This window comes from Collinsella sp. i05-0019-G5, from assembly GCF_042851345.1.
Taxonomy (GTDB): domain Bacteria; phylum Actinomycetota; class Coriobacteriia; order Coriobacteriales; family Coriobacteriaceae; genus Collinsella.
In genome coordinates this window covers 1,106,418-1,128,014 of sequence record NZ_AP031421.1, presented here as the reverse complement: position 1 = coordinate 1,128,014, position 21,597 = coordinate 1,106,418, and the positions used below count along the sequence as shown (strand labels likewise).

Sequence of the window (21,597 nt, the reverse complement as noted above, 5' to 3'; positions counted from 1 at the left end):
GCTCCTTCGACGTTAATTGAAGGGTACCGCCTCGCGGTGACATCGTTTTTATGTCAACCTTGGTCTAACAGAGCCTTTTGTTTTGCCGTACCGGGTCGATGGTGCTGGGGTTTAACGACGAAGACGGCGCACAACTGGAGCAGCTGCGGTGCAACGGCCTTGCCAACGGTGTGCCCGAGCTGTCGATCGTCGGACCCGACCGCATCCACGAATTGGAGCCGCGCGCCAGTGCCGATGCAACGTGTGCGTTGTGGTGCCCCTCGACTGGATTTGTCGACCCGTTTGAGGTTGCCATCGCCGCGCTGGAAAACGCCGTCGCCAACGGGGTGACCTTTATGCGGTCCGCGCCGGTGGAGGTGATTGAAGTCGCGGGCTCGGGCGACGACGGGTGCTTTACACTGGCGACCCCCGCTGGCAACGTGCGCTGCCGCTACCTGATCAACGCCGCGGGCAACGGCGCCGCCGGCATCTCGCATATGGCCGGTGCCGAAGAGCTTCAGATGGTCTGGCGCCAGGGCAACATCGTGGTGCTGGACAAGGAGCCGCGCACGCTCATGCCGCTCTACCCCGTGCCGACGCCGGTGTCGAAGGGCGTTATCGTGACGGGCACCGTGCACGGCAACACCGTGATCACCGCCACGGCTACCGTGCGCGAGCCGGACGACACGCAGACCTATGCGAGCGATGTGAACGCGCTGCTGACCGGCGCGCGCAAGCTGGTGCCCGATCTGGATACGCGCCGCGTGGTGCGCGCATTTGCCGGCGGGCGTCCGGTCATTCAGGGAACGAACGACTTCTTTATTGGACAGTCGGCCGTGATGCCGGGGCTTTTCCAGGCGGTCGGCATTCAGTCGCCGGGCGTGGCAAGCGCGCCGGCAATTGCCGAGCGCATGGAGCATGTGATGCGTGAGGAGGGCGTGGAGCTGCACGAGCGGGCGGACTGGAACCCAATTCGCCGCGAGCCGGACGACTTTGACCGCGCACCGCTGGCGCGCAAGGAAGAACTCATTGAGTCCGATCCCGCGTGGGGGCAGATTGTCTGCCGCTGCGAGACGGTGCCCGAGGCCGAGATTGTGGCCGCGATTCGGCGCCGCCCGGGTGCAATTTCGGTCGAAGGTGTCAAGCGCCGCTGTCGTGCCGGCATGGGTCGGTGCCAAAGCGGGTTTTGCCAGAGCCGCGTGGTGGCGATCCTGGCGCTCGAGCTGGGCTGCGACCCCAGCGAAGTGCTGTTGGAGGATGCCAGATCTTGGCTGGTCGAGGGACCTTTGAAGGGGGTGCGCTAGGATGGCGGAATTCAAATCGAGTGCGATTGATTGCGGCGTCGTAGAAGCCGTACAAACGCGATCCTTCGACGTGGTCGTTATCGGCGGCGGACCTGCCGGCATGGCTGCCGCGCTGGCCGCGCATAAGGCCGGAGCGCGCGTGGCCATCGTGGAGCGCGAGCAGCACCTGGGTGGAATCCTCCGCCAGTGCATCCACCCCGGCTTTGGCCTGTCGCACTTTAAACAGGAGCTCACCGGTCCCGAGTACGCGCAGCGCTTTATCGACCAGGTGCACGCAACCGACATTGCGCTGTTCCTGAACAGCATGGTGATTGGGATTGATTCAGGCGAGCCTGCGGAAGACACCGCGGTCCACACCGTCACGCTCATGAGCCCTACCGGCATGATGCAGCTCACCGGACGTGCGGTCGTCCTTGCCATGGGGTGCCGCGAGCGCACCCGCAGCGAGATCAAGATTCCTGGCAGCCGACCCGCCGGCGTGTTTAGTGCCGGCTTGGCGCAGCGATACATCAATATCGAAAACCTCAAACCCGGCTCGCGCGCCGTCATTTTGGGTTCGGGCGATATCGGGTTGATCATGGCACGTCGCTGCACGCTCGAGGGGATTTCCGTCGAGGGCGTGTACGAGCTCATGCCGTACGCCAATGGCCTGCGTCGCAATGTGAAGAACTGCCTGGACGACTTTGGCATTCCGCTGCATCTGTCGACCACGGTCACGCGCGTGATCGGACACGACCGCGTGGAGGCCGTCGAGGTAAGCCAGGTCGACGAGCATCTGGCGCCCATTGCCGGGACGGAGCGCATCGTTCCGTGTGACACACTGCTGCTTTCGGTGGGCTTGATTCCCGAGAACGAGCTTTCGGTGAGCGCGGGCGTTGAGCTTGACCCGCGCACGCGCGGCGCCGTGGTGGACCAGAGCCTGCAGACGGACGTGCCGGGAATCTTTGCCTGTGGCAACGTGCTGCACGTGCACGACCTGGCCGACAACGTAACAACCGAGTCCGAGAGGGCTGGCGCAGCTGCGGCGGCGTACGCGCTGGGCGGCGGAGCCGAGACGGACGCGGTCGCGGACACGGGCTGCGAGCTCACGGTCTCCCCCGCCGGCATCGCAGGCTACGCACTGCCGGGACGCATTACGGCTGTGGCACTCACCAAACTCAACTTTCGTGTGCGCCGACCGGTCGACGCCGCCCGCGTGCGCATTCTCGCTGGCGGCGAGGAATTGTTCGCAGGCAAGGTACGTGCATTTAAGCCGAGCGTCATGGAAAGTTTTCCGCTGCCGGCAAAGGTGATTCAACGTGCACTCGACCTGGGTGTCAGCGAGATTGTCCTGTCCGTCGACCCCGTTGAGGAGGCATAGCTCATGAGCACGAATGTAGCCAAAACGCTGCAGTTCAACTGCACCACCTGCCCATCCGAGTGCCTCCTGACCGTAGAGGTGGAGCGCGATGCCAACGGTGCCGTGGCAGCGGTGCGCTTCGTAACCGGCAACAGCTGCCCGCGCGGCGACAAGTTCGCGCACCAAGAACTCACCTGCCCCATGCGCGTGCTCACCACCACCGTGGCTGTATCCGGCGGCGATGAGGCGCTGCTGCCCGTGCGCACGGCCGAAGCCATCCCGCTGACGCTCCACGCTCAAGCCATGAACCTACTCCGCGGCGCGGTCGTCGACGCCCCCATCCGCATGGGCGACATCGTGCTCCCCAACCTCCTCAACACGGGCATCGACCTCATCGCCAGCATGGACATCAACCCAACCTAAGCAGCTCATTTGGGACGTGGCTCTTTTAGCTACCCCGCCATCCACCCCGTCCCTCCTCAATTGCGTTGAAATAGTTCCTGATTTCCGCCAAAACCCCGGCATCCAGGAACTATTCCACCGCAACTATCCTTGGAATCGGTATTTAGCTTGTTCCTACTTTAGTGCCATTTCAAAACTATACCGGATTACGGGGCTGATTCGGAGACCCCCATCCATACCGGCAATTTTCGATTTTTGATAAGCCCTCTACCTGCACTGATAATTGTTCTCGGGGGAAGCGGGCACTGCGGGGCGCGGCAACGGCGCGCGATTTCCGCGTCGCAGCGCTACCCTGATGCTGAATGCCGGGACGATGACCCACTGACCTGCTGACGCCTCTTCGGCCGTCCTCAAATCCGACCTGTCTCGCCCCGGCATCCGCGTCCCGGAGTCCTGCCATGACCTAATAGGAGCATGAGCGCGGACAATCGGACAAGCCAATTGGATTGTAGCGCTCCCGTCAGTGCAATGTCTGGGAGACCCGGGCGCGGAGCAGGCGGCAGACCGAGGGGAGCGAAAATGGAAGGCGAAACGGTCATCGCGGGCGTCGACACGCACAAGGACGTGCATGTTCTGTGCCTGCTCGACGGCCTCGGGAGGAAGATCTGGAGCGGGAGCTTCGGGGCCGACCCCGAGGGCTACGACAGGCTGGCGGAGGCGATAGGCGACCCGGGGAGCTGCATGGTCGTCGGCGTCGAGGGCACGGCATCGTACGGGGCCGGGCTGACAAGGAGGCTCGTGGAGCTCGGGTACAACGTCGTCGAGGTGCTCAGGCCCAAGAGGGACAAGGTGAGGCCCGGCGAGGGGAAGAGCGACCCGCTGGACGCCGAGCGCGCGGCGCGCAAGGCGGCGTCCGGGAAGGGCTGCTCCGTGCCGAAGTCGCAGGACGGCTGGGTCGAGGCGGTGCGCCAGCTCTACGTCGCGCGCAGGCTGGCCGTCGCGACGTCCACGTCCTGCGTGGCCTGCGCGAAGTCGATGCTCACGACGGCCCCGAGCGCCCTGAGGGAGCGGTTCAGGGGCCGCGAGCGGCCGAAGGACCTCATGCCGCTGCTCGCGCGCGGGAGGAAGGCGGGCGACGCGCTCGAGGAGAGCGTGCTGGCCTCGCTGCGGTCCGTCGCGGCGGTCTGGAAGGAGGCCCGCAGCCAGGTCGAGTCCCTCGACGAGCGCATCCGCGCGCTGCTGGAGGCGAACGCGCCCGCGCTGCTCGGCGTCGAGGGCTGCGGCACCACGACCGCCGCCGCCCTGGTCGTGGCCGCCGGCGACAACCCCGGCAGGCTGAAGGGCGAGGCGGCGTTCTCGATGATGTGCGGCGCCTCCCCGATCCCCGCGTCGAGCGGGAAGACGGACCGGCACAGGCTCAACCGCGGCGGCAACCGGCAGGCGAACTGGGCGCTCTACGAGATCGCGATCAAGCGCATGGCGTACGACGAGAGGACGAGGAGGTACGTGGCGAGGCGGACCTCCGAGGGGAAGTCCCGGCGGGAGGCGGTCCGCTGCCTGAAGCGCTACATAGCGCGGGAGGTGTACCACGTGCTCATGGACCCGAACCCCGACGGCGCCGCGCCGGAAGGCCCCGAGCTCGCGAAGATGCGCAAGGCGATGCGGGTGACTCAGAAGAAAGCCGCCGCGGAGCTCGGCCTGTCCGCAGCCACACTCGGGCACTTGGAACGGGGGAAACGGCGGTCGACGAAACTGGAGAGGAGGTATTACGAGCTCCTGTGCGAATTGGAGAGAGCGCTCCCGCAAACTGCCTCTTGACAACTTATAGGAGCGTCGGTTTTAATTTCGCGATTTTTCCCATGGTCAAGTAATACAGATCCAGCCCCGTAATCCGCCATACTTTTGAAGCCAGCCCATTTGGGACGGGCCTCTTATGACTACTTTTTCCTGCGCGCTTGCCAGGCTCGCCATGGAGTGTCCCAAAGTGCCGGCATAAAAGGAACGTCCCTAGCTGCCGGGCATGGGATACCATGGTGGCAACCTAGCGAAAGGATGTTTCATGGCACATGTCGATGACCAGCGCGTGGCGCGCGTGCTCGATGCGCTCGAGGCTCAGCACCCCGGCGCACAGCTGCTCGTAAACGACCCGTGGTCGATTTATTACCTGACCGGTTTTTATGCCGAAATGTTCGAGCGTTTTTGCGGCGTGCTGCTCGCACGCGGTAGCGAGCCCGCAATCTTGGTCAACGCGCTGCATCAGCTGCCCGAGTATGACAATGCCCGAGTTGCCTACCACACCGATACCGACGTCGTAGCCGACGCCATCGCGAGTGAGATCGATCCGACCAAACCGCTCGGCATCGACACCGTCATGCGCTCCGGCTTTTTAATGCCGCTCATGGAGCGCCATGCTGCGAGCGAGTTTTTCCTGGGCGACTTTGCCGTCACCGCCGCACGCACCCACAAGGATGCCACCGAGCAGGAGCTCATGCGCGCGTCCTCGACCGCTAACGACGCTGTGATGGCCGATGCCATCAAGCTCGTCCACGAGGGCGTAACGGAGTGCGAGATTGCCGACCAGATGCTCGGCTTGTATCGCAAGCACGGCTGCGAGGGCTTTAGCTTTCCGCCCATCGTGAGCTTTGGCGCCAACGCCGGCGACCCGCACCACGAGCCCGACGACACCGTGCTCAAGCATGGCGATGTAGTACTGTTCGACATTGGCGGACGCCGCTGCAACTACTGCTCGGACATGACGCGCACGTTCTTTTGGGGCGAGCCGGACGAGGAGACGGCGCGCATCTACGATATCGTGCGCCGCGCCAACGAGGCCGCCGAAGCGCTCATCGCACCGGGCGTGCGCATGTGCGACCTGGATCGTGCCGCGCGCGATGTGATTGAAGACGCAGGCTACGGGCGGTACTTTACGCACCGCCTGGGACATTCGATTGGCCTGCAGGATCACGAGCCTGGCGATGTCTCGCTCGTCAACGAGCAGGTTGTCGAGCCGGGCATGACGTTTTCCATCGAGCCGGGCATCTACCTCCCCGGCCACACCGGCGTCCGCATCGAGGACTTGGCCCTGGTGACCGAGAAGGGCGTCGAGATTCTCAACGCCTACCCTCACGACCCATTCCGCCTAGACTAGCCTGGTCCCCAAGCCCCCAAACTAAGTTGCGGTGGAATAGTTCCTGGATGGGCTGCTAGAACCCAAAAACAGGAACTATTTCACCGCAACTGCTGAGGGGATGGGTTAGCGCAGCAGGCCGGCTACTTCGCCGGCTAGGGTGATGGTGCCGGCGGCAACAAAGGGCTCGTCTGCGGCATCGAGGGCCGCAAGGGCCTCGGGCACGCTGGGGTACACGCCGGCCAGCTTGTCAGCGCCCACCAGGGCAGCGAGTTCCTCTGCTGGCAGGGCGCGATCGGAATCGGTCTGGGTCACGACTACGCGGGGGAACGCCGGAATCAGTACGTCGACGATGCCCGCCACGTCCTTGTCGGCCAGCGCGGCACACAGCAGCGTGGGGCGATTCTCTACGCACGGGTCGATCTCGTCCAGTGCGCTCACAAAGTTCTCGCAGCTCTGGGGGTTATGACAGGCGTCAATCAGCTTGAGCGGATCGGTTCCCAGCACATCAAATCGGCCCGGCGTGGGGCAGCCCATAAGCGACGCATCGAGTTTGTCATGATCGAGCTCGCGACCCAGATACCCCTCGCACAGCATAATCGCGCACGCGGCATTCTGCGGCTGATACGCCGGCTTAACCATGCTCGACGTATAGATCGCACGCGGCGTGGTGCAACTGAACTCAACCGTGTCGCCCACATGCGCCGGCACCTTAGTCGTGGCGTGGCTCACCACGAGCGGCACGACGCCGCACTCGCGGCAACGGGCATCCATCACGCGCTGAACGCTCGCCTCGTGCGTGCCCTCGCCTAAAACAACCATGCGCCCGGGTTTGATAACCGCAGCCTTCTCCCCCGCAATGGCCTCGAGCGTGTCGCCCAGAATGCGCGTGTGATCGAGCCCAATGCCCGTAATGGCAACGGCAACGGGATCGGTCGCACTCGTGGCGTCCCAACGTCCGCCCATGCCAACCTCGAGCACGGCAACATCCACCGCGGCCTCGGCAAACACTACAAGTGCGGCAGCCGTCAGCAAGTCAAAAGGCGTGATGGAATAGGCACGCCCCCCCGCCGCCACACGGCGCGCATTCACGCGATGTCCCGCCTCAACAGCGGCCGAAACGCCACGGGCAAAGGCCTCGTCGCTCACGACGCGTCCATCGACCTCCATGCGCTCGGGATAACGCACCAGCTGCGGCGACGTATACAGCGCGGTTTTGAGCCCCTCGCCGCGAAGGATAGCAGCCGAAAAACGCGTAGTCGAAGTCTTGCCATTGGTGCCGGCAACCTGAATGCAATCAAAGTACTCGTCCGGACGTCCCAGCTCATCGAGCATATCGACAACCGTCTCAAGCAGAGGCCCAGCATCCCCAGAAATCCGACCCGTATCAGCAGCCAGCCCAACAGCCTCATCAAACGAAAGCAACTCAAACTCAAAAGGAACGGTATACAAGCCAGAACGCTTAGCCATAACCCAAAGTCCCCCATAACAGAAAAAGAGGCCCACCAAAAAGAATGAGCCCCTCGCGTTGACAATATCAGCCTTTATCCGCTTGCAGCGAAATCAAGGCCACAACCAAGTGGCCCCAACCTACCAGATGCAAACAACCACGTAACCGCACTAGGAGCGGCCCGACGCTTTGCTCGCCGCAAGTTCCGCACGCAAAGGACAGCACTTAATGTGCTGTCCGTCTTGCGCAGGACTGTCCGCAGCGGAGAGCAAAGCGTCGGGACGCGTCCCCCAGTACCGCCTATGAGAAGTCAGCAACCTGAGCAGTCAGTGCCACCAGGATCTCCTTGAGCTCAGCTGCACGGTCCTTCTTCTTCTGGACCACCGCGGGCGCGGCCTTGGCCACAAAGCCCTCGTTGGCGAGCGTCTTCTCGCAGCCGGCAAGCTCCTTCTGGGCAGCGGCGATCTCCTTCTCCAGGCGCGCCTTCTCGGCCGAAAGATCAACCTTGCCCTCGAGCACCACAAAGACCTCGACGCCACTGTCGACCACGGCGATGCTCGCGGCCGGCTTCTCAACGTCAGTACCCATGACCAGCGAAGCGGTATTCGCCAGCGGCTCAATGGTCGAGCGCAGGCTCTCGAGCTTCTCGATATCCTCGGCACCGGCGCGCACGACCACGTCGAGCTCGGCCTTGGGGCTCAAGCGATAACGCGAACGCGTGGCGCGGGCGGCAGACACGACGGCGCGGCACAGCTCAAACGCGCGCTCGGCGTCCTCGTCGACATACTTGGCATAGTCGGCGGGCTCGGGCCACTTGGCGATCATGAGCGCCTCGGCGCGGTCAACGTTGCCCTCGGCATCCAGGTCGAGCACGCTCGCCGGCATGTTGTCCCAGATCTCCTCGGTGACAAACGGCATGAGCGGGTGCATCAGGCGAATGGAGGTGTCGAGCACAAAGATCAGGTTGCGCTGCGCCTGCAGACGGCCCTCGCCCTTCAGGCGGGCCTTGGTGACCTCGACGTACCAGTCGCAGACCTCGTTCCAGAAGAACTGCTGCACGCCGCGGGCCATGTCGCCAAAGGTGTAGTTCTCAATACCCTCGGTGACCATCTTCACGGCCTTGGCCAGACGGCTGAACATCCAGGCGTCGGCGGGCGTCTCCACAACGGGCTCGCCGGGCGTGTAGCCTTCCATGTTCATGAGCAGGAAGCGGCTGGCATTCCAGATCTTGGTCACAAACGACTTGGCCTGCTCGGTGCGCGGACTGTCGATAAGCTTCTTAGTCTTCTTGTCGATGTTCGCGTCGAACTTGACGTCCTGGTTGTTGGTGCACAGCGTGAGCAGGTTGAAGCGCATAGCGTCGGCGCCGTACATGCCGATGAGGCCCATGGGGTCAACGCCGTTGCCCTTGGACTTGGACATGCGGCTGCCGTCCTTGGCCAGGATCGTCGGGTAGATGACAACGTCCTTAAACGGCACCTCGTCCAAGAAGTACAGCGAGCTCATGACCATGCGGGCGACCCACAGCGCGATGATGTCGCGCGCAGTGACGAGCGCCGTCGTGGGGTGATGGCCCTCGAGCAGCTCCGGCTTTTGCGGCCAGCCCTGCGTGGCGAAGGTCCACAGCTGCGAGCTAAACCAGGTGTCCAGCACGTTCTCGTCCTGATGCACGTGATGGCCGCCGCACTTGGGGCACACGTCGGTGTCCTCGGTAAGAGCGTCCTCCCAGCCGCAGTCCTCGCAGTAGAACACGGGGATGCGGTGGCCCCACCACAGCTGGCGGCTGATGCACCAGTCCTTGAGGTTTTCCATCCAAGTGGTGTAGGTCTGCGTCCAGCGCGCGGGGTGGAAGGTGACCTTGCCGGAGTTGACGGCGTCGAGCGCCGGCCCCTTGAGCTTGTCGACGGCCACGAACCACTGCTCGGACAGCCACGGCTCCAGCGCGGAGTCGCAACGGTAGCAGTGCATGACGGAGTGATCGAGGTCCTCGACATGATCGAGCAGGCCATGCTCCTCAAACCACTTGACGACGGCCTCGCGGCACTCGTCGCGGTTCATGCCGGTAAACTCGCCGTAGCCCTCGACGACTACCGCGTGCTCATCGAAGATATTGATCTGCGGCAGGTCGTGGGCCTGACCCATGGCGTAATCGTTGGGGTCGTGAGCCGGAGTGACCTTGACAAAACCGGAGCCAAAGTTGGCGTCGACATGCCAATCCTCAAAGATGGGAATCTCGCGGTCAACGATGGGGAGCTTGACGGTCTTACCCACAAAGGCGGCCTTCTCGGGATCCTTCGGGGAGACGGCGACGCCCGTGTCGCCGAGCATGGTCTCGGGGCGTGTGGTAGCGACGACGATGTAGTCCTGGCCGTTGACCGGCTCGGTCAGCGGGTAGCGCAGGTGCCACAGGTGGCCCTTCTCGTCCTTGTACTCGGCCTCGTCGTCCGAGATGGCGGTGGTGCAGTTGGGGCACCAGTTTACGATGCGCTTGCCGCGATAGATCAGGCCGTCGTGGTACCAGTCGCAGAACACCTTGCGCACGGCCTGGGCGTAGTCCTCGTCCATGGTGAAGCGCTCGTTGTCGAAGTCGACGGAGCAGCCCATGCGCTTGATCTGCTCGACGATGATGCCGCCGTACTCGTGGGTCCAATCCCAGCAGGCGTCGACAAACTTGTCGCGACCGATCTCCAGGCGGCTGATGCCCTCGCTCTTGAGCTTCTTGTCGACCTTGGTCTGTGTGGCGATACCGGCGTGATCGGTGCCGAGTACCCAGCGCGTGGACTTGCCGCGCATGCGGGCCATGCGGATGATGGCGTCCTGGATGGAGTCGTCGGTGGCGTGACCCATATGGAGCTTGCCGGTCACGTTGGGAGGCGGAATGGTGACGGTGCAGTCGCCCACGCCCTCACGGCGCTTGTAGTAGCCGCCGTCGAGCCACTTCTGCAGGATCGCCGGCTCGTTGGTCGACGGATCGTAGTTCTTGGGCATCTCTTCCATATATCTCTCCCTGTCCCGCCGGGGAGGAATGTAGGCCCGATTTTCGCTCGGTCAGGTCCTGGGCTCGCACGAAGACCACATTAAGTGGTCTTCGGCTCGTGCGGAATCTACGAAAATCGGGCCTACATTCCTCCCCTTAGGTATCGATTACTTCAGTCTGATATGACTTCGCTGAGGCTTAAACAAACACACAGAATAACACAGGTAGTTGGGGTTATTGCGTATATATAAAATAGCCTCCGACCGCGGGTGGTCGGAGGCTATTTGCAAACACGTTTTAGGCAGGTCTAGCCGTAGATGCGCTGGGGTTGTTCTTCGCCCTTTACGGAGGCTTCGGTCACGATGACCTTGGTGACGCCCTCCTCGCTGGGGAGATCGAACATCGTCTGCTGCAGCACGTCCTCGCAGATGGAGCGCAGGCCGCGGGCGCCGGTCTTGCGGGCAAGCGCCATGCGGGCGATCTCGTGCAGGGCGGCGTCCTCAAACTCAAGCTCAACGTCCTCGAGCTGGAACATCTTGCGGTACTGACGCACCACGGCGTTCTTGGGCTCGGTCAGGATTGACACCAGATCGTCCTCGTCGAGCGCCTGCGTCTGGGTGACGACGGGCGTACGTCCCACAAACTCGGGGATCATGCCAAAGGCGTTGAGGTCCTGCGGGAGCACCTGGCGCAGCAGGTCGTTCTCGTCGACCGAGGTAGGGCCGGCGATCTCGGAGTTAAAGCCCACGCCCTTGTTGCCCACGCGGTCAGCGATGATCTTGTCCAGACCCACAAAGGCACCGCCGCAGATAAACAGGATGTTGGTCGTGTCGATCTGCAGCAGCTCCTGCTGAGGATGCTTGCGGCCGCCGGTGGGCGGAACGCTTGCCACCGTGCCCTCAAGGATCTTAAGCAGCGCCTGCTGAACGCCCTCGCCCGAAACGTCGCGGGTGATGGAAAGGTTCTCGGCCTTGCGAGCGATCTTGTCGATCTCGTCCACGTAGATAATGCCGACCTGCGCGCGCTCAATATCGCCATCGGCGGCGTTGATGAGCTTGAGCAGAATGTTCTCCACATCCTCGCCCACGTAACCGGCCTCGGTGAGCGCGGTGGCGTCGGCGATGGCAAACGGCACCTCGAGGATGCGCGCGAGCGTCTGGGCAAGTAGCGTCTTACCGGTACCGGTGGGACCGAGCAGCAAAATGTTGGACTTGGCGAGCTCCACCTCATCCATATCATCGCCGAGCTGCGAATCCAGGCCGTCGTCAAAGGCCGAAAGCGCGGCACCGCCCTCGATCACGCGGCGGTAATGGTTGTACACGGCAACCGACATGGCGCGCTTGGCGTCCTCCTGGCCCATGACATAGGCCGAAAGCTCGTCATAAATCTCGTGCGGCGTCGGCACATGCGTAATGACCTGACGGGCGTCGTCCTCGAGCTCAAAGCCCTCGGCCTCGGGGTCCACGGCGGGCTGAGATGCAGCCTGGCCGTGATCGTTGAGAAAGCCCGGCAGCTTGCCGTTGCGGGCAGCGTCCATAAAGTCCGAAGCCAGCGACTCCTCCAAGATCTCGGAGCAGGCGGCGACGCACTCGTCGCAGATAAAGATGTTGGTCGGACCCTTTACAAGGCGGCGAACCTGCCCCTGCTCTTTTCCGCAGAAGGAGCAGCGGATGGGGTTGCCGTTCTCGTCGAAGTTGTCCTGCATGTTACCGGCCATCCTAGGCGTCCTTCGCGGCAAGGTCGCGCGAGGTGACGATACGGTCGATCAGGCCGTAGTCGAGGGCCTCGGCAGCAGTCAGGTAGTTATCGCGCTCGGTATCGGCCTGGACCTTCTCGATGGGCTGGCCCGAGGCGTCGGACAGGATCTGGTTGAGCTCGCGGCGGGTCTTCTTGATCTCCTCGGCCACGATCTCGATCTCGGTCTGCTGGCCCTGGGCACCGCCGCTGGGCTGGTGAATCATGACCTTGGAGTGCGGCAGGCAGAAGCGCTTGCCCTTGGCGCCGGCCGAAAGCAGCACGGCGGCCATAGACGCGGCCATACCGACGCAGATGGTGGAGACCTGCGGCTTAATGAAGTTCATGGTGTCCAGAATTGCCAGGCCGGAGTAGACCTCGCCACCGGGCGAATTGATGTAGAGCGAGATATCCTTCTCGGCATCCTGGCTCTCAAGATGCAGCAGCTGGGCAACGACCAGGTTGGCGCTGACGGAGTTGATCTCCTCGCCCAAGAAGATGATGCGGTCGTTGAGCAGGCGCGAATAGATATCGTAGCTGCGCTCGCCGCGCGGCGTCTGCTCGATAACGTATGGCACGAGGGCGGAATCGAACTTAGCGATCATACGCATCTCCATTTCTCTTACGGACCAATAGTGGTTCTAGACAAACGTACGGTGCCCGCATGCTATGCATTGGCTGGCACCGTACGAAGCAACCGGATAACCGGTGTATAACTTTACCCCATCACGGGCGCACGCATGCGCTCGTGGGCAAGGTGGCGAGAATTACTCGGCGTCCTTGGCGGTCTCGTCGACCTCGGTCACCTTGGCGTTCTCGACCAGATGGTCGACGGCCTTGGAGCGACGGATGGACTCGCGGACGGCAGGCATGCGGCCATCGGCGATGAACTCGGCCTTGGAAGCCTCGACGTCCTTGACGCCAGCCTTCTCGAACTCAGCGTTGATGTCGTCCTCGGTGACCTCAATCTTGAGCTCGCGGGCGAGAGCGTCGAGAGCCAGGGACTCACGGGCAACGTCGTTGGCCTGCTTGTGCAGGTCGCCGATGAACTGCTCCATGGTCAGGCCGGAAGCGGGCAGCCAGGTGTCCAGCGTCATGCCGCGGGCAGCGAGGTTGGACAGGAAGTTCTGGCCAAGCTCCTCAAAGACGGACTGCTCGTAGTCGGCGTCCATCTCGTCGAGCTGCAGGCGCTCGGCGAGAGCGGAGACGCAACGGTTCTCCTTCTCGGCCGGGAGGCGGGAAGCCTTGTCCTGCTCGATCTCGATCTTGATGGCGTCGCGCATGGCGTCGATGCTGTCGAAGCCAAAGTCGGACTTGACGAGCTCGTCGGTGAGCTCGGGGGCGTTGCGGACCTTGATGCCCTTGACGGTGACCTCGACGGTGTGGGTCTCGGCCTCCTCGCCCTCCTCGACCTCGTCGGTCCAGGTGACGGTCTTGACGTCGTCAACGTTGGCGCCAATCAGGGCCTCGTTGAACTCCTTGGGGTTGCTGTCGCTACCGGCGATGAGCATGCGGCCCTCGGCGGCGAAGTTGTCGGCGTTCTCGACGGCCTTGAGGTCGACGGTAACGTAGTCCTCGGCCTCGACGGCGCGACCCTCGACGTCCTCGAAGGTAGCACGGTAGTTGAGGAGCATCTCGACCTGGTTGTTGATCTCGGACTCGGTGACCTCCGCAGGGGGCATCTCGATCTCGACAGCGTCGAAGGAGGAGAGCTCAGCGGCGGGACGCAGGGAGAACTCGACGGTGTAGGTGTAGTCCTCGTGATCCTTGGCGAGGTCGAGCTCCTTGTAGTCACCGCTCTTGGTGGGGACGATGTCCAGCTCGTTGAGCACGGCGGGCTCGTTGGCGGCGATCAGGTCGTTGGTGGCCTGAGCGAGGGTAGCCTCGGCGCCAAGAGCGGAGTCGATGACCGGACGGGGGGCCTTACCGGCGCGGAAGCCCGGGAAGCGGTACTTCTTGGCGGTCTCCTTGTAGGCCTTCTTGATCGCGGCGTCGACGTCGGCGGCCGGGATGGTGACCGTAGCGGTGAGCTTGGCGTCCTTGACGTCAGAAGCGGTGATGTTCAACACGTTCCTCCTCATACTGCCCAGCTTATCTGAGGTGCTGGTACCTTTATGCAACAAGCGTCGCGAGGGCATAAACCGACGCGGGTGCGTTGGTGCGGGCGAAAGGACTCGAACCTTCACGGGAATCCCACCAGAACCTAAATCTGGCGCGTCTACCAATTCCGCCACGCCCGCATGAGCGCACAGACTAGGAATGATAGCAGATACGAGCGGCAAGCGCACGCACACCTTTTACAGGCTCACGACCTCACCACGAGTGCAAAAGGCGGGGCGAGTTGCCCCGCCCCGCCAATTACGATTTGTTCGCTGACCCGCTACTCCCCCAGCAGGGCCTTCTCGGGCGTGATCGGCAGCGAGCGAACCTGATGGCCGGTGGCGTGCGCCACGGCCGAGGCAACGGCGGCGAGCGGCGTGTTGATGACGACCTCGCCGATCGATTTGGCGCCAAACGGGCCCGTCGGCTCGTAGCTCGGCTCAAAGGCCACGCGAATGCTGCCGATATCCAGGCGCGTGGGCAGCTTGTAGCTCATAAAGTTGCCGGTGCGCAGACGGCCGCGGTCATCGTGCTCGACAATCTCGTAGAGCGCGTGACCAATACCCTGGGCAATGCCGCCCTCGGCCTGGACGCGCGCGAGTGCCTCGTTAATAACGGTGCCGCAGTCCACAGCCGCCGCGTAGTCCACCACGGTCACCTTGCCGGTGGCCTTGTCGACCTCGACCTCGGCAATGCCTGCCATAAACGGCGGAGGCGAAACGGGCAGGCAGGCGGAGGCATACGAGGTGAGCGCGTCGCCGCCCGCGATGTTCTTGACGCACAGGTTGGCAAAGTCGCGCAGCGTGAGGTAGCGGTTCTGCTCGCGCGCGGCACGCTCGTCGGACAGACGCACGTACTGGCCATCGAAGACCACCTCGGCGGCATCCACGTCCCACATCTGGGCGGCCTTGGCGCAGATCTTCTCACGCAGCTCGGTCGCGGCGTTCTTGGCGGCAAGTCCCGTCACGTACGTACCCGAGCTCGCGTACGAGCCGGCGTCGAACGGCGACACGTCGGTGTCCACGCCACGCACCACGATCAGCGAGCTCTCCACGCCCAGCTCCTCGGCGGCAATCTGCGCCAGGATTGTGTCGACACCCATGCCGTTATCGGTAGCGCCGGTCGAAAGCGTAATAAAGCCGTCCTCTTCCAGGCGCATGTCGATGCCGGCGATATCCACGTTGGAGATGCCCGAGCCCTGCATGGTGAGCGCACAGCCCAGAGCGCGCACGCGGTCGCCCAGGTCAACAGCTAGCGGCTTGTCGCGCCAACCGATCATGTCCATCGCGCGCAGCAGGCAGCGGTCGAGCGCGCAGGCGTTGAGCTTCTCGTTGTAGTACTGCGGCATGACCTCGCCCTCGCGCACGATGTTCTTAAGGCGCAGGTCGGCAGGGTCCATGTGCAGCATGTCGGCGAGCTCGTTGACGGCGCTCTCCACGGCAAACTGGCCCTGGGTGGCGCCGTAGCCGCGATACGCGCCGCCACGGTTGGTATTGGTGTAGACGGCGTCCCAGCTAAAACGGCTCGCCTTCACGTGGTTGTAGATGGGCAGGCTCTTGTGGCCCGAAAGGCCGATCGTCGTGGTAGCGTGCTCGCCATAAGCACCGGCGTTGGACAGCGTATGCAGGTCGATGGCCGTGATGGTGCCGTCGTTCATGGCGCCCAGCTTAACGGTCATCTGCATCTGGTGGCGCGAGTTGCCCGCAGTGATGGTCTCCTCGCGGGTGTAGCAGCAATAGCTCGGACGGCCGGTCTGCTGCGTCACGAACGCCACGAAGATCTCGCAGCAGCCCGTCTGCTTGGAGCCAAAGCCGCCACCGATGCGCGGCTTAATGACCTGCACCTGTGACTGCGGAATGTCGAGCGACTGCGCGACCATGCGGCGCACGTGGAAGGGCACCTGCGTCGAGGTGGTCACCGAGATGCGGCCGAACGCATCGGTCGTCGCGAAGGCGCGGAAGGTCTCCATGGGCGCGGTCTGCGTGGCCTGGCTCGTGTAGGTGCGCTCAAAGACGATGTCGCTCTGGGCGAATGCCTCGTCGAGGTCGCCAAAATCGCTGGTACCGCTGCACACCAGGTTGCGAGCAACGTCGCCGCCCTGCGGGAACATAAAGGTCACGTCGCCCTCGGGGTGGACCACGATGTCGTTATCGAGCGCCTGGGTAAAGTCGAGCAGGGGCTCGAGCACCTCGTAGTCGACCTTGATGAGCTTGAGCGCCTTGTCGGCGGCCTCCTCGGTCTCGGCGGCGACGATCGCCACCTCTTCGTTTTGGTAACGGACGAGGTTCTCGAGGATCAGGCGGTCGTAGGGACTCGGTTGCGGATAGCTCTGGCCGGCGATGGTAAAGCGGCGCTTGGGCACGTCCTCGTAGGTGTAGACGCCCACCACGCCGGGCACCTTCAGGGCGCGCGATGTATCGATGGAGCGGATCTTGGCGCGCGCATACGGGCTGCGCTTGAGCTTGACAATCAGGGCGCCGGCGGGCACCAGGTCGCCCGTGTAGACGGGACGGCCCTCGAGCAGCGCCTTCGAATCCTTCTTGGGCTGCTTGTGGGTAATCTGCTTGTACGCGACACCGTCGGAGCTCGTGTCGTTGACGGGCAGCTCGGGCATCTCAAAGCCCACCTGCACGCCGGACTCGTTGAGGAAGCGCACGATGGCGCGCAGCTGGCTCTCGTAGCCGCTGCAGCGGCAGAGGTTACCGGCGAGCTGGCGCGAGAGCTCTTCGCGTGTGGCGACGAGGCTCGGGTCCTCCTTGGCGGCGCGGGCGAGCGCCAGCACGTTCATGATAAGACCGGGGGCGCAAAAACCGCACTGCTCGGCGCCTTCGGCAGCCATCGCACGGGCCAGTGCCTCGGACTCGGCCTTGAGGCCCTCGAGCGTGGTAATGGAGCGGCCCTCAACACGGGCGGCAGGAACCGAGCAGCTCAGCACCGGGTCGCCGTCGAGCCACACCGTGCACAGACCGCAGTTGGTGGTTTCGCAGGCGCAGCGCACCGACGCGCAGCCCTGCTCACGCAAAAGCGAAAAGAGCATGGTGTCAGGAGCAATTTGAACCTTGACCTTGCGGCCGTTGAGCGTAAAGGAAAGATCGATGAGTTTGGCAGCCATTAGCGCACCTCGTTAGAATCGACGCCGGGCACGCGGCGGCAGGAATACTCGTCCGTGGCAAACTTTGGCACTTGCACGGTCTCGAGCTCGCGGGCAAGCGCGGCCGAAAGCTCGATGCCGGCAGCGCGACGCACAGCATGAATCGCCAGCGGGGCCGAGATGCGACGGCGGTAGTCGGCCGAGCCCCACAGGTTGGTGCCATAGCTCAGCGCGCGTACGGACGCGGCCAGGGCGCGAAGCTCGTCCTCGGAAGGCTGCTCGGCGGTAAGGCCGCACGCCTCGCCCTGCAGCAGGGTCGCGCGCAGCGGGCGGGCACCCACAGTGACATGCCAGCTGTTGTTCCACCAGGCAGCGGTAACGTTCAGCGAGGGAAAGTCGGTCGCGGCCTTGCGCACGGCCTCGTAGCTCGCACGGTAATCGTGCTTGACGACCACGATGTGCTCGATCACGTCGCGCACGTAACCCATGTCAACAAACTCGGCGAGCGGCACGCGACCGGCGCCCGTCAGCTCAACATAGGAATCGAGCGCCAGGAAAGCCGAGAGCACGTCCGAGAAGCCAAAGCGACCGTAAATGCTGCCGCCCACCGTGGCGGTGTTGCGCAGCTGCACGCCCACGATATCGTGGACGGCGAACTCAAAGACATGGTTGACAAGCGCGTTGAGCCCGGCATGGCGCTCGAGCTGGCGCAGGGTACACATGGCACCGATGCGAAACTCGGTCTCGGTCTCCTCAATCTGATCGAGTCCGCAGGCCGAAAGGTCAATCGCCGTCGCCACGCGACGCGAACCCAGGCGCATCCAAATGCCACCGCTCACAATCTTGTTGTTGCGGTTCTTCTGTAAGAGCTCATAGGCTTCGGCCGCGTTTCCAACACGGACGTAGGTACCGAACTTGAGCACGTTCTCCCCCATCTCTTCACTTGTCCAGTACGTTTAAGTGTACCAAACGAGGGGCCGCACACCGTTTTAGGACAAAATCCACCCACCCATCCATAACTTGCGGTGATATACGGACTGATTAGTCGTTCTGGAACGCAAAACAGTCCGTATATCACCGCAAGTTATGAGGAGTCCTCCGGGATAGAAAAGGCTCCCAGCCGGAATGGCTGGGAGCCTCATCACATGCTATATCGAGCGAAGATTTAGCAGACGCCCTGGGCGAGCATGGCGTCGGCGACCTTCAGGAAGCCGGCGATATTGGCGCCCATGACAAAGTTGCCCTCCTCGCCGTACTCCTTGGCGGTGTCGTCCACGTTGTGGAACATGCCGCGCATGAGCTGCTCGAGCTTGCCGTCGACCTCCTCGAAGGTCCAAGACAGGTGCTCGGCGTTCTGGCTCATCTCCAGGCCGGACACGAGCACGCCGCCAGCGTTGGCAGCCTTACCGGGCATAAAGGCGACGCCGTTCTCCTGGAAGTAGGTCGTAGCCTCGATGGTCGTGGGCATGTTCGCGCCCTCGCCGACCACCTTGCAGCCGTTGGCGACGAGCGCCTGGGCGTCCTCGAGCAGCAGCGTGTTCTCGCGAGCGCAGGGCAGCGCGATGTCGCAGGGCAGCTGCCACACGCCGCGGCCGTCGCCCTCGTGCCACGTGGCATTGGGCTTCTCGTCAACGTACATGGCGAGCGTAACGCCCTTGTCGTGGCCGGAACGCTTCTTGTTGTAGACATGCTCGAGCACGGTGTAGTCAATGCCGTCGGGATCCTCGACCCAGCCGTGAGTATCGGAGCAGGCGAGCACCTTGCCGCCGAGCTGGGCGACCTTCTGGACCGCGTAGATAGCGACGTTACCGGAGCCGTGAACGACGACGTTCTTGCCCTCGAAGGAGTCGCCGCGGCTCTTGAGGTACTCGTCCACAAAGTAGACCAGGCCGTAGCCGGTAGCCTCGGTACGGGCGAGCGAACCGCCAAAGGAGAGGCCCTTGCCGGTGAGGACGCCGGTCCACTCGTTGGTCAGGCGCTTGTACTGACCGAACAGGTAGGCAACCTCGCGGCCGCCAACGCCCAGATCGCCGGCGGGAACGTCGGTGTTGGGGCCGATGTGGCGATAGAGCTCGGTCATGAAAGACTGGCAGAAGTGCATGATCTCGTTGTTGGACTTGCCCTTGGGGTCAAAGTCGGAGCCGCCCTTGCCGCCGCCCATGGGAAGGGTGGTCAGGCTGTTCTTGAGGATCTGCTCCAGGCCCAGGAACTTGAGCATGCCCAGGGTGACCGTCGGGTTAAAGCGCAGGCCGCCCTTGTAGGGTCCAATGGCAGAGTTGAACTCGACGCGGTAGCCGCGGTTGACCTGGACCTTGCCCTGGTCGTCGACCCAGGGGACACGGAACATAACGATGCGCTCGGGCTCGACGAGGCGCTCCAGCAGGGCGGCCTCCTCGTACTCGGGGTGGGCGTCGAGCGCCGGCTGGATGGTGCCGAGGATCTCGGTCGCGGCCTGGATGAACTCAGGCTGCTCGGGATAGCGGGCCTTGAGCTCTTCGAGAACTTTCTGCGTGTAGCTCATGCTTCCTCCAATGATGGGAAACGAAAATGTTGGTCGCGGCACCCCATGCGCCGCGAGCTTTATCGTGTATGGATAATATCGCACTGTTGCGGCAAAGTTTCGCATAAGCCGACGGGCGGATGTTTCGTTTTGATTACGATGCAGGTAGAAGCGTTTTTGAGTGCCTGACATGCAAAACCCGTGTTTCAAACCTGTTTCGTCCACGTGTTCCAAACCACCACATTGGGGACAGGCACCTTTGTGGTGGTGCTGACGGTTAGAGGACGAGCTGATGATAGTCGGCGGGGGTTATGCGGCCTTCGGTGGCAGCGCGGAAGGCGGCGAGTGCATCGCCCGAGAACGGCATGGCCCAGCACAGCCCGCAGCCGGCGGTGATGGAGCCGGGCAGCGGCATGATGCGCCCGGGCACACCGGCGGCAAGGCACAGCTGCTCGCATTCCATCACATCGAAGGTGCTATCGAACGAAACGATGATCTTGCGTTCGTGGTCGAGGGCATCACCGGACGGGCCTTCGCGGTGTGCATCGCGATACGCCGCGGCGGCCGCTTCCTCTTCCGCAGCATGACCACAGCCACCGCAGCCGCAGGTACAGGGCTCGGAACCATCGCAAGTGCAAGGCTCTCCCGTGTCGGGGCAAATATCGTGAGACATGGCAACTCCAATCGTCTAGGCGAGCAACTCGGCCGCCGCAAACTCCTCGGGCGTATTGACGTTTTCGAAGCAGAGCGTCGAGCCCGCGGCCTTAACAATCTGCGGCTCATCCATATAACCGGCCTGAACGCGACTGATCAGGCAGCGAATGCGCTGTCGGTCGCAGGAGAGCAGCTCTTGGGCAACCGGAGCACACGCATCACGGCGCCAGACGGCGCAAAGCGGCTCAATCCCCCGCTCCTCGCGCGGCACGCACACGTCGAGCGCCTCGGCCTCAACACGATCGGCAAGCGCGCCGATGAGTTCCGGCGAGACAAACGGCATATCACAGGCGACGATCGCCACGAGCGGCAGCCGGGCCGCAGTCAACGAACTCGCGATGCCGCGCATGGCGCCCGCCGACCCCTCAAGGTCCGCCACCACACGCGGCACCAAGCCGCCAAACGCGCACTCCTCAAGGTAGGCAAGCTCGTTGGGACGCGAAGTCGTCACGACTAACTCGCCGGCAACTGGCGCCAGCCGACCCAGCACGCGCTCGATCAAGGGCTCGCCACAAAACGCCATGCGCGCCTTGTCGCAACCCATGCGCGACGACAGCCCGCCCGCTTGGACGACACAAGAAAGATCGGCACGTCTTACGGTAGTCATACGGCAAAACACCCCCATCGGCATGCTCGAAACCCGGTGCACGAAGCTAAATACCGTCGCCGATAAAGCGGGCGGCACGGCAAACCCATGCAAAAACAAAACAGCGCCTTTGCGGCACGCAGCAAGACCGCGAGCACAAAAGCGCTGGTAGCGTATGGCGGGAACGTATGTGAATCGAACACATCCAAGACGTTTTGCACGCCTCGCAACGGTTTTGAGGACCGCGGAGCCCACCGGAGCCCATCCGTTCCCAAGTGCGGCGGTATTTTACCA

General features: G+C 63.2%; 15 protein-coding genes and 2 tRNA genes. 5 read left to right on the top strand and 12 right to left on the bottom strand.

Going from position 1 to position 21,597, the window contains the following annotated elements; all coding sequences use genetic code 11:
- Nucleotides 1-77: 77 nt before the first annotated feature.
- The 5 genes from ACGHIZ_RS05115 (at nucleotide 78) to ACGHIZ_RS05095 (ending at nucleotide 6,172) form a co-directional block, all read left to right on the top strand.
- Complete coding sequence (locus ACGHIZ_RS05115; protein WP_390449688.1) at nucleotides 78-1,283, top strand: NAD(P)/FAD-dependent oxidoreductase; 1,206 nt, start codon at nucleotides 78-80, stop codon at nucleotides 1,281-1,283.
- 1 nt (nucleotide 1,284) lies between these two features.
- Nucleotides 1,285-2,643 (top strand): NAD(P)/FAD-dependent oxidoreductase, encoded by a 1,359-nt coding sequence (locus ACGHIZ_RS05110; protein WP_390397522.1) that lies wholly within the window; start codon nucleotides 1,285-1,287, stop codon nucleotides 2,641-2,643.
- A gap of 3 nt (nucleotides 2,644-2,646) precedes the next feature.
- Complete coding sequence (locus ACGHIZ_RS05105; RefSeq protein ID WP_390397520.1) at nucleotides 2,647-3,045, top strand: DUF1667 domain-containing protein; 399 nt, start codon at nucleotides 2,647-2,649, stop codon at nucleotides 3,043-3,045.
- 558 nt (nucleotides 3,046-3,603) lie between these two features.
- Complete coding sequence (locus ACGHIZ_RS05100; RefSeq protein WP_055310779.1) at nucleotides 3,604-4,842, top strand: IS110 family transposase; 1,239 nt, start codon at nucleotides 3,604-3,606, stop codon at nucleotides 4,840-4,842.
- A 241-nt stretch (nucleotides 4,843-5,083) separates the two neighbouring features.
- Nucleotides 5,084-6,172, top strand: coding sequence for a M24 family metallopeptidase (locus tag ACGHIZ_RS05095; protein WP_390397518.1), 1,089 nt, complete (start codon nucleotides 5,084-5,086; stop codon nucleotides 6,170-6,172).
- 105 nt (nucleotides 6,173-6,277) lie between these two features.
- Here the strand turns inward: ACGHIZ_RS05095 and ACGHIZ_RS05090 are convergent, their stop codons facing one another.
- The 12 genes from ACGHIZ_RS05090 to ACGHIZ_RS05035 all read right to left on the bottom strand — a co-directional run bounded on the left by ACGHIZ_RS05090 (nucleotide 6,278) and on the right by ACGHIZ_RS05035 (nucleotide 21,576).
- Complete coding sequence (locus ACGHIZ_RS05090) at nucleotides 6,278-7,621, bottom strand: bifunctional folylpolyglutamate synthase/dihydrofolate synthase (protein ID WP_390449685.1); 1,344 nt, start codon at nucleotides 7,619-7,621, stop codon at nucleotides 6,278-6,280.
- A 280-nt stretch (nucleotides 7,622-7,901) separates the two neighbouring features.
- Nucleotides 7,902-10,598, bottom strand: a complete 2,697-nt coding sequence (locus ACGHIZ_RS05085; RefSeq protein ID WP_390449682.1) for a valine--tRNA ligase — start codon at nucleotides 10,596-10,598, stop codon at nucleotides 7,902-7,904.
- A 287-nt stretch (nucleotides 10,599-10,885) separates the two neighbouring features.
- On the bottom strand, nucleotides 10,886-12,295 hold the full coding sequence (gene clpX, locus ACGHIZ_RS05080; protein ID WP_349125460.1) for an ATP-dependent Clp protease ATP-binding subunit ClpX: 1,410 nt from the start codon (nucleotides 12,293-12,295) through the stop codon (nucleotides 10,886-10,888).
- Between the two features lies 1 nt (nucleotide 12,296).
- Nucleotides 12,297-12,917: an ATP-dependent Clp protease proteolytic subunit gene (locus tag ACGHIZ_RS05075; RefSeq protein WP_022095182.1), complete on the bottom strand. Its 621-nt coding sequence runs from the start codon at nucleotides 12,915-12,917 to the stop codon at nucleotides 12,297-12,299.
- 162 nt (nucleotides 12,918-13,079) lie between these two features.
- On the bottom strand, nucleotides 13,080-14,381 hold the full coding sequence (tig, locus tag ACGHIZ_RS05070; protein ID WP_390449679.1) for a trigger factor: 1,302 nt from the start codon (nucleotides 14,379-14,381) through the stop codon (nucleotides 13,080-13,082).
- A gap of 87 nt (nucleotides 14,382-14,468) precedes the next feature.
- Nucleotides 14,469-14,552, bottom strand: a tRNA-Leu gene (locus ACGHIZ_RS05065).
- A gap of 140 nt (nucleotides 14,553-14,692) precedes the next feature.
- Entirely contained in the window at nucleotides 14,693-17,524 is a 2,832-nt protein-coding gene (locus ACGHIZ_RS05060; RefSeq protein ID WP_390449676.1) for a molybdopterin-dependent oxidoreductase, read from the bottom strand.
- Nucleotides 17,524-18,438, bottom strand: a complete 915-nt coding sequence (locus ACGHIZ_RS05055) for an FAD binding domain-containing protein (RefSeq protein WP_390449673.1) — start codon at nucleotides 18,436-18,438, stop codon at nucleotides 17,524-17,526. Before ACGHIZ_RS05055 ends, ACGHIZ_RS05060 begins: the two co-directional genes overlap by 1 nt.
- Nucleotides 18,439-18,668: 230 nt before the next feature.
- Complete coding sequence (gene gdhA, locus ACGHIZ_RS05050; protein WP_161145193.1) at nucleotides 18,669-20,024, bottom strand: NADP-specific glutamate dehydrogenase; 1,356 nt, start codon at nucleotides 20,022-20,024, stop codon at nucleotides 18,669-18,671.
- Nucleotides 20,025-20,280: 256 nt separating this feature from the next.
- A complete protein-coding gene (locus ACGHIZ_RS05045) occupies nucleotides 20,281-20,676 on the bottom strand; it encodes a DUF3343 domain-containing protein (RefSeq protein ID WP_390449670.1) in 396 nt (131 codons plus the stop codon).
- A 15-nt stretch (nucleotides 20,677-20,691) separates the two neighbouring features.
- Complete coding sequence (locus tag ACGHIZ_RS05040) at nucleotides 20,692-21,324, bottom strand: molybdenum cofactor guanylyltransferase (RefSeq protein ID WP_225093473.1); 633 nt, start codon at nucleotides 21,322-21,324, stop codon at nucleotides 20,692-20,694.
- Nucleotides 21,325-21,479: 155 nt separating this feature from the next.
- Nucleotides 21,480-21,576: transfer RNA gene (locus ACGHIZ_RS05035), tRNA-Sec, on the bottom strand.
- Nucleotides 21,577-21,597 lie beyond the last annotated feature (21 nt).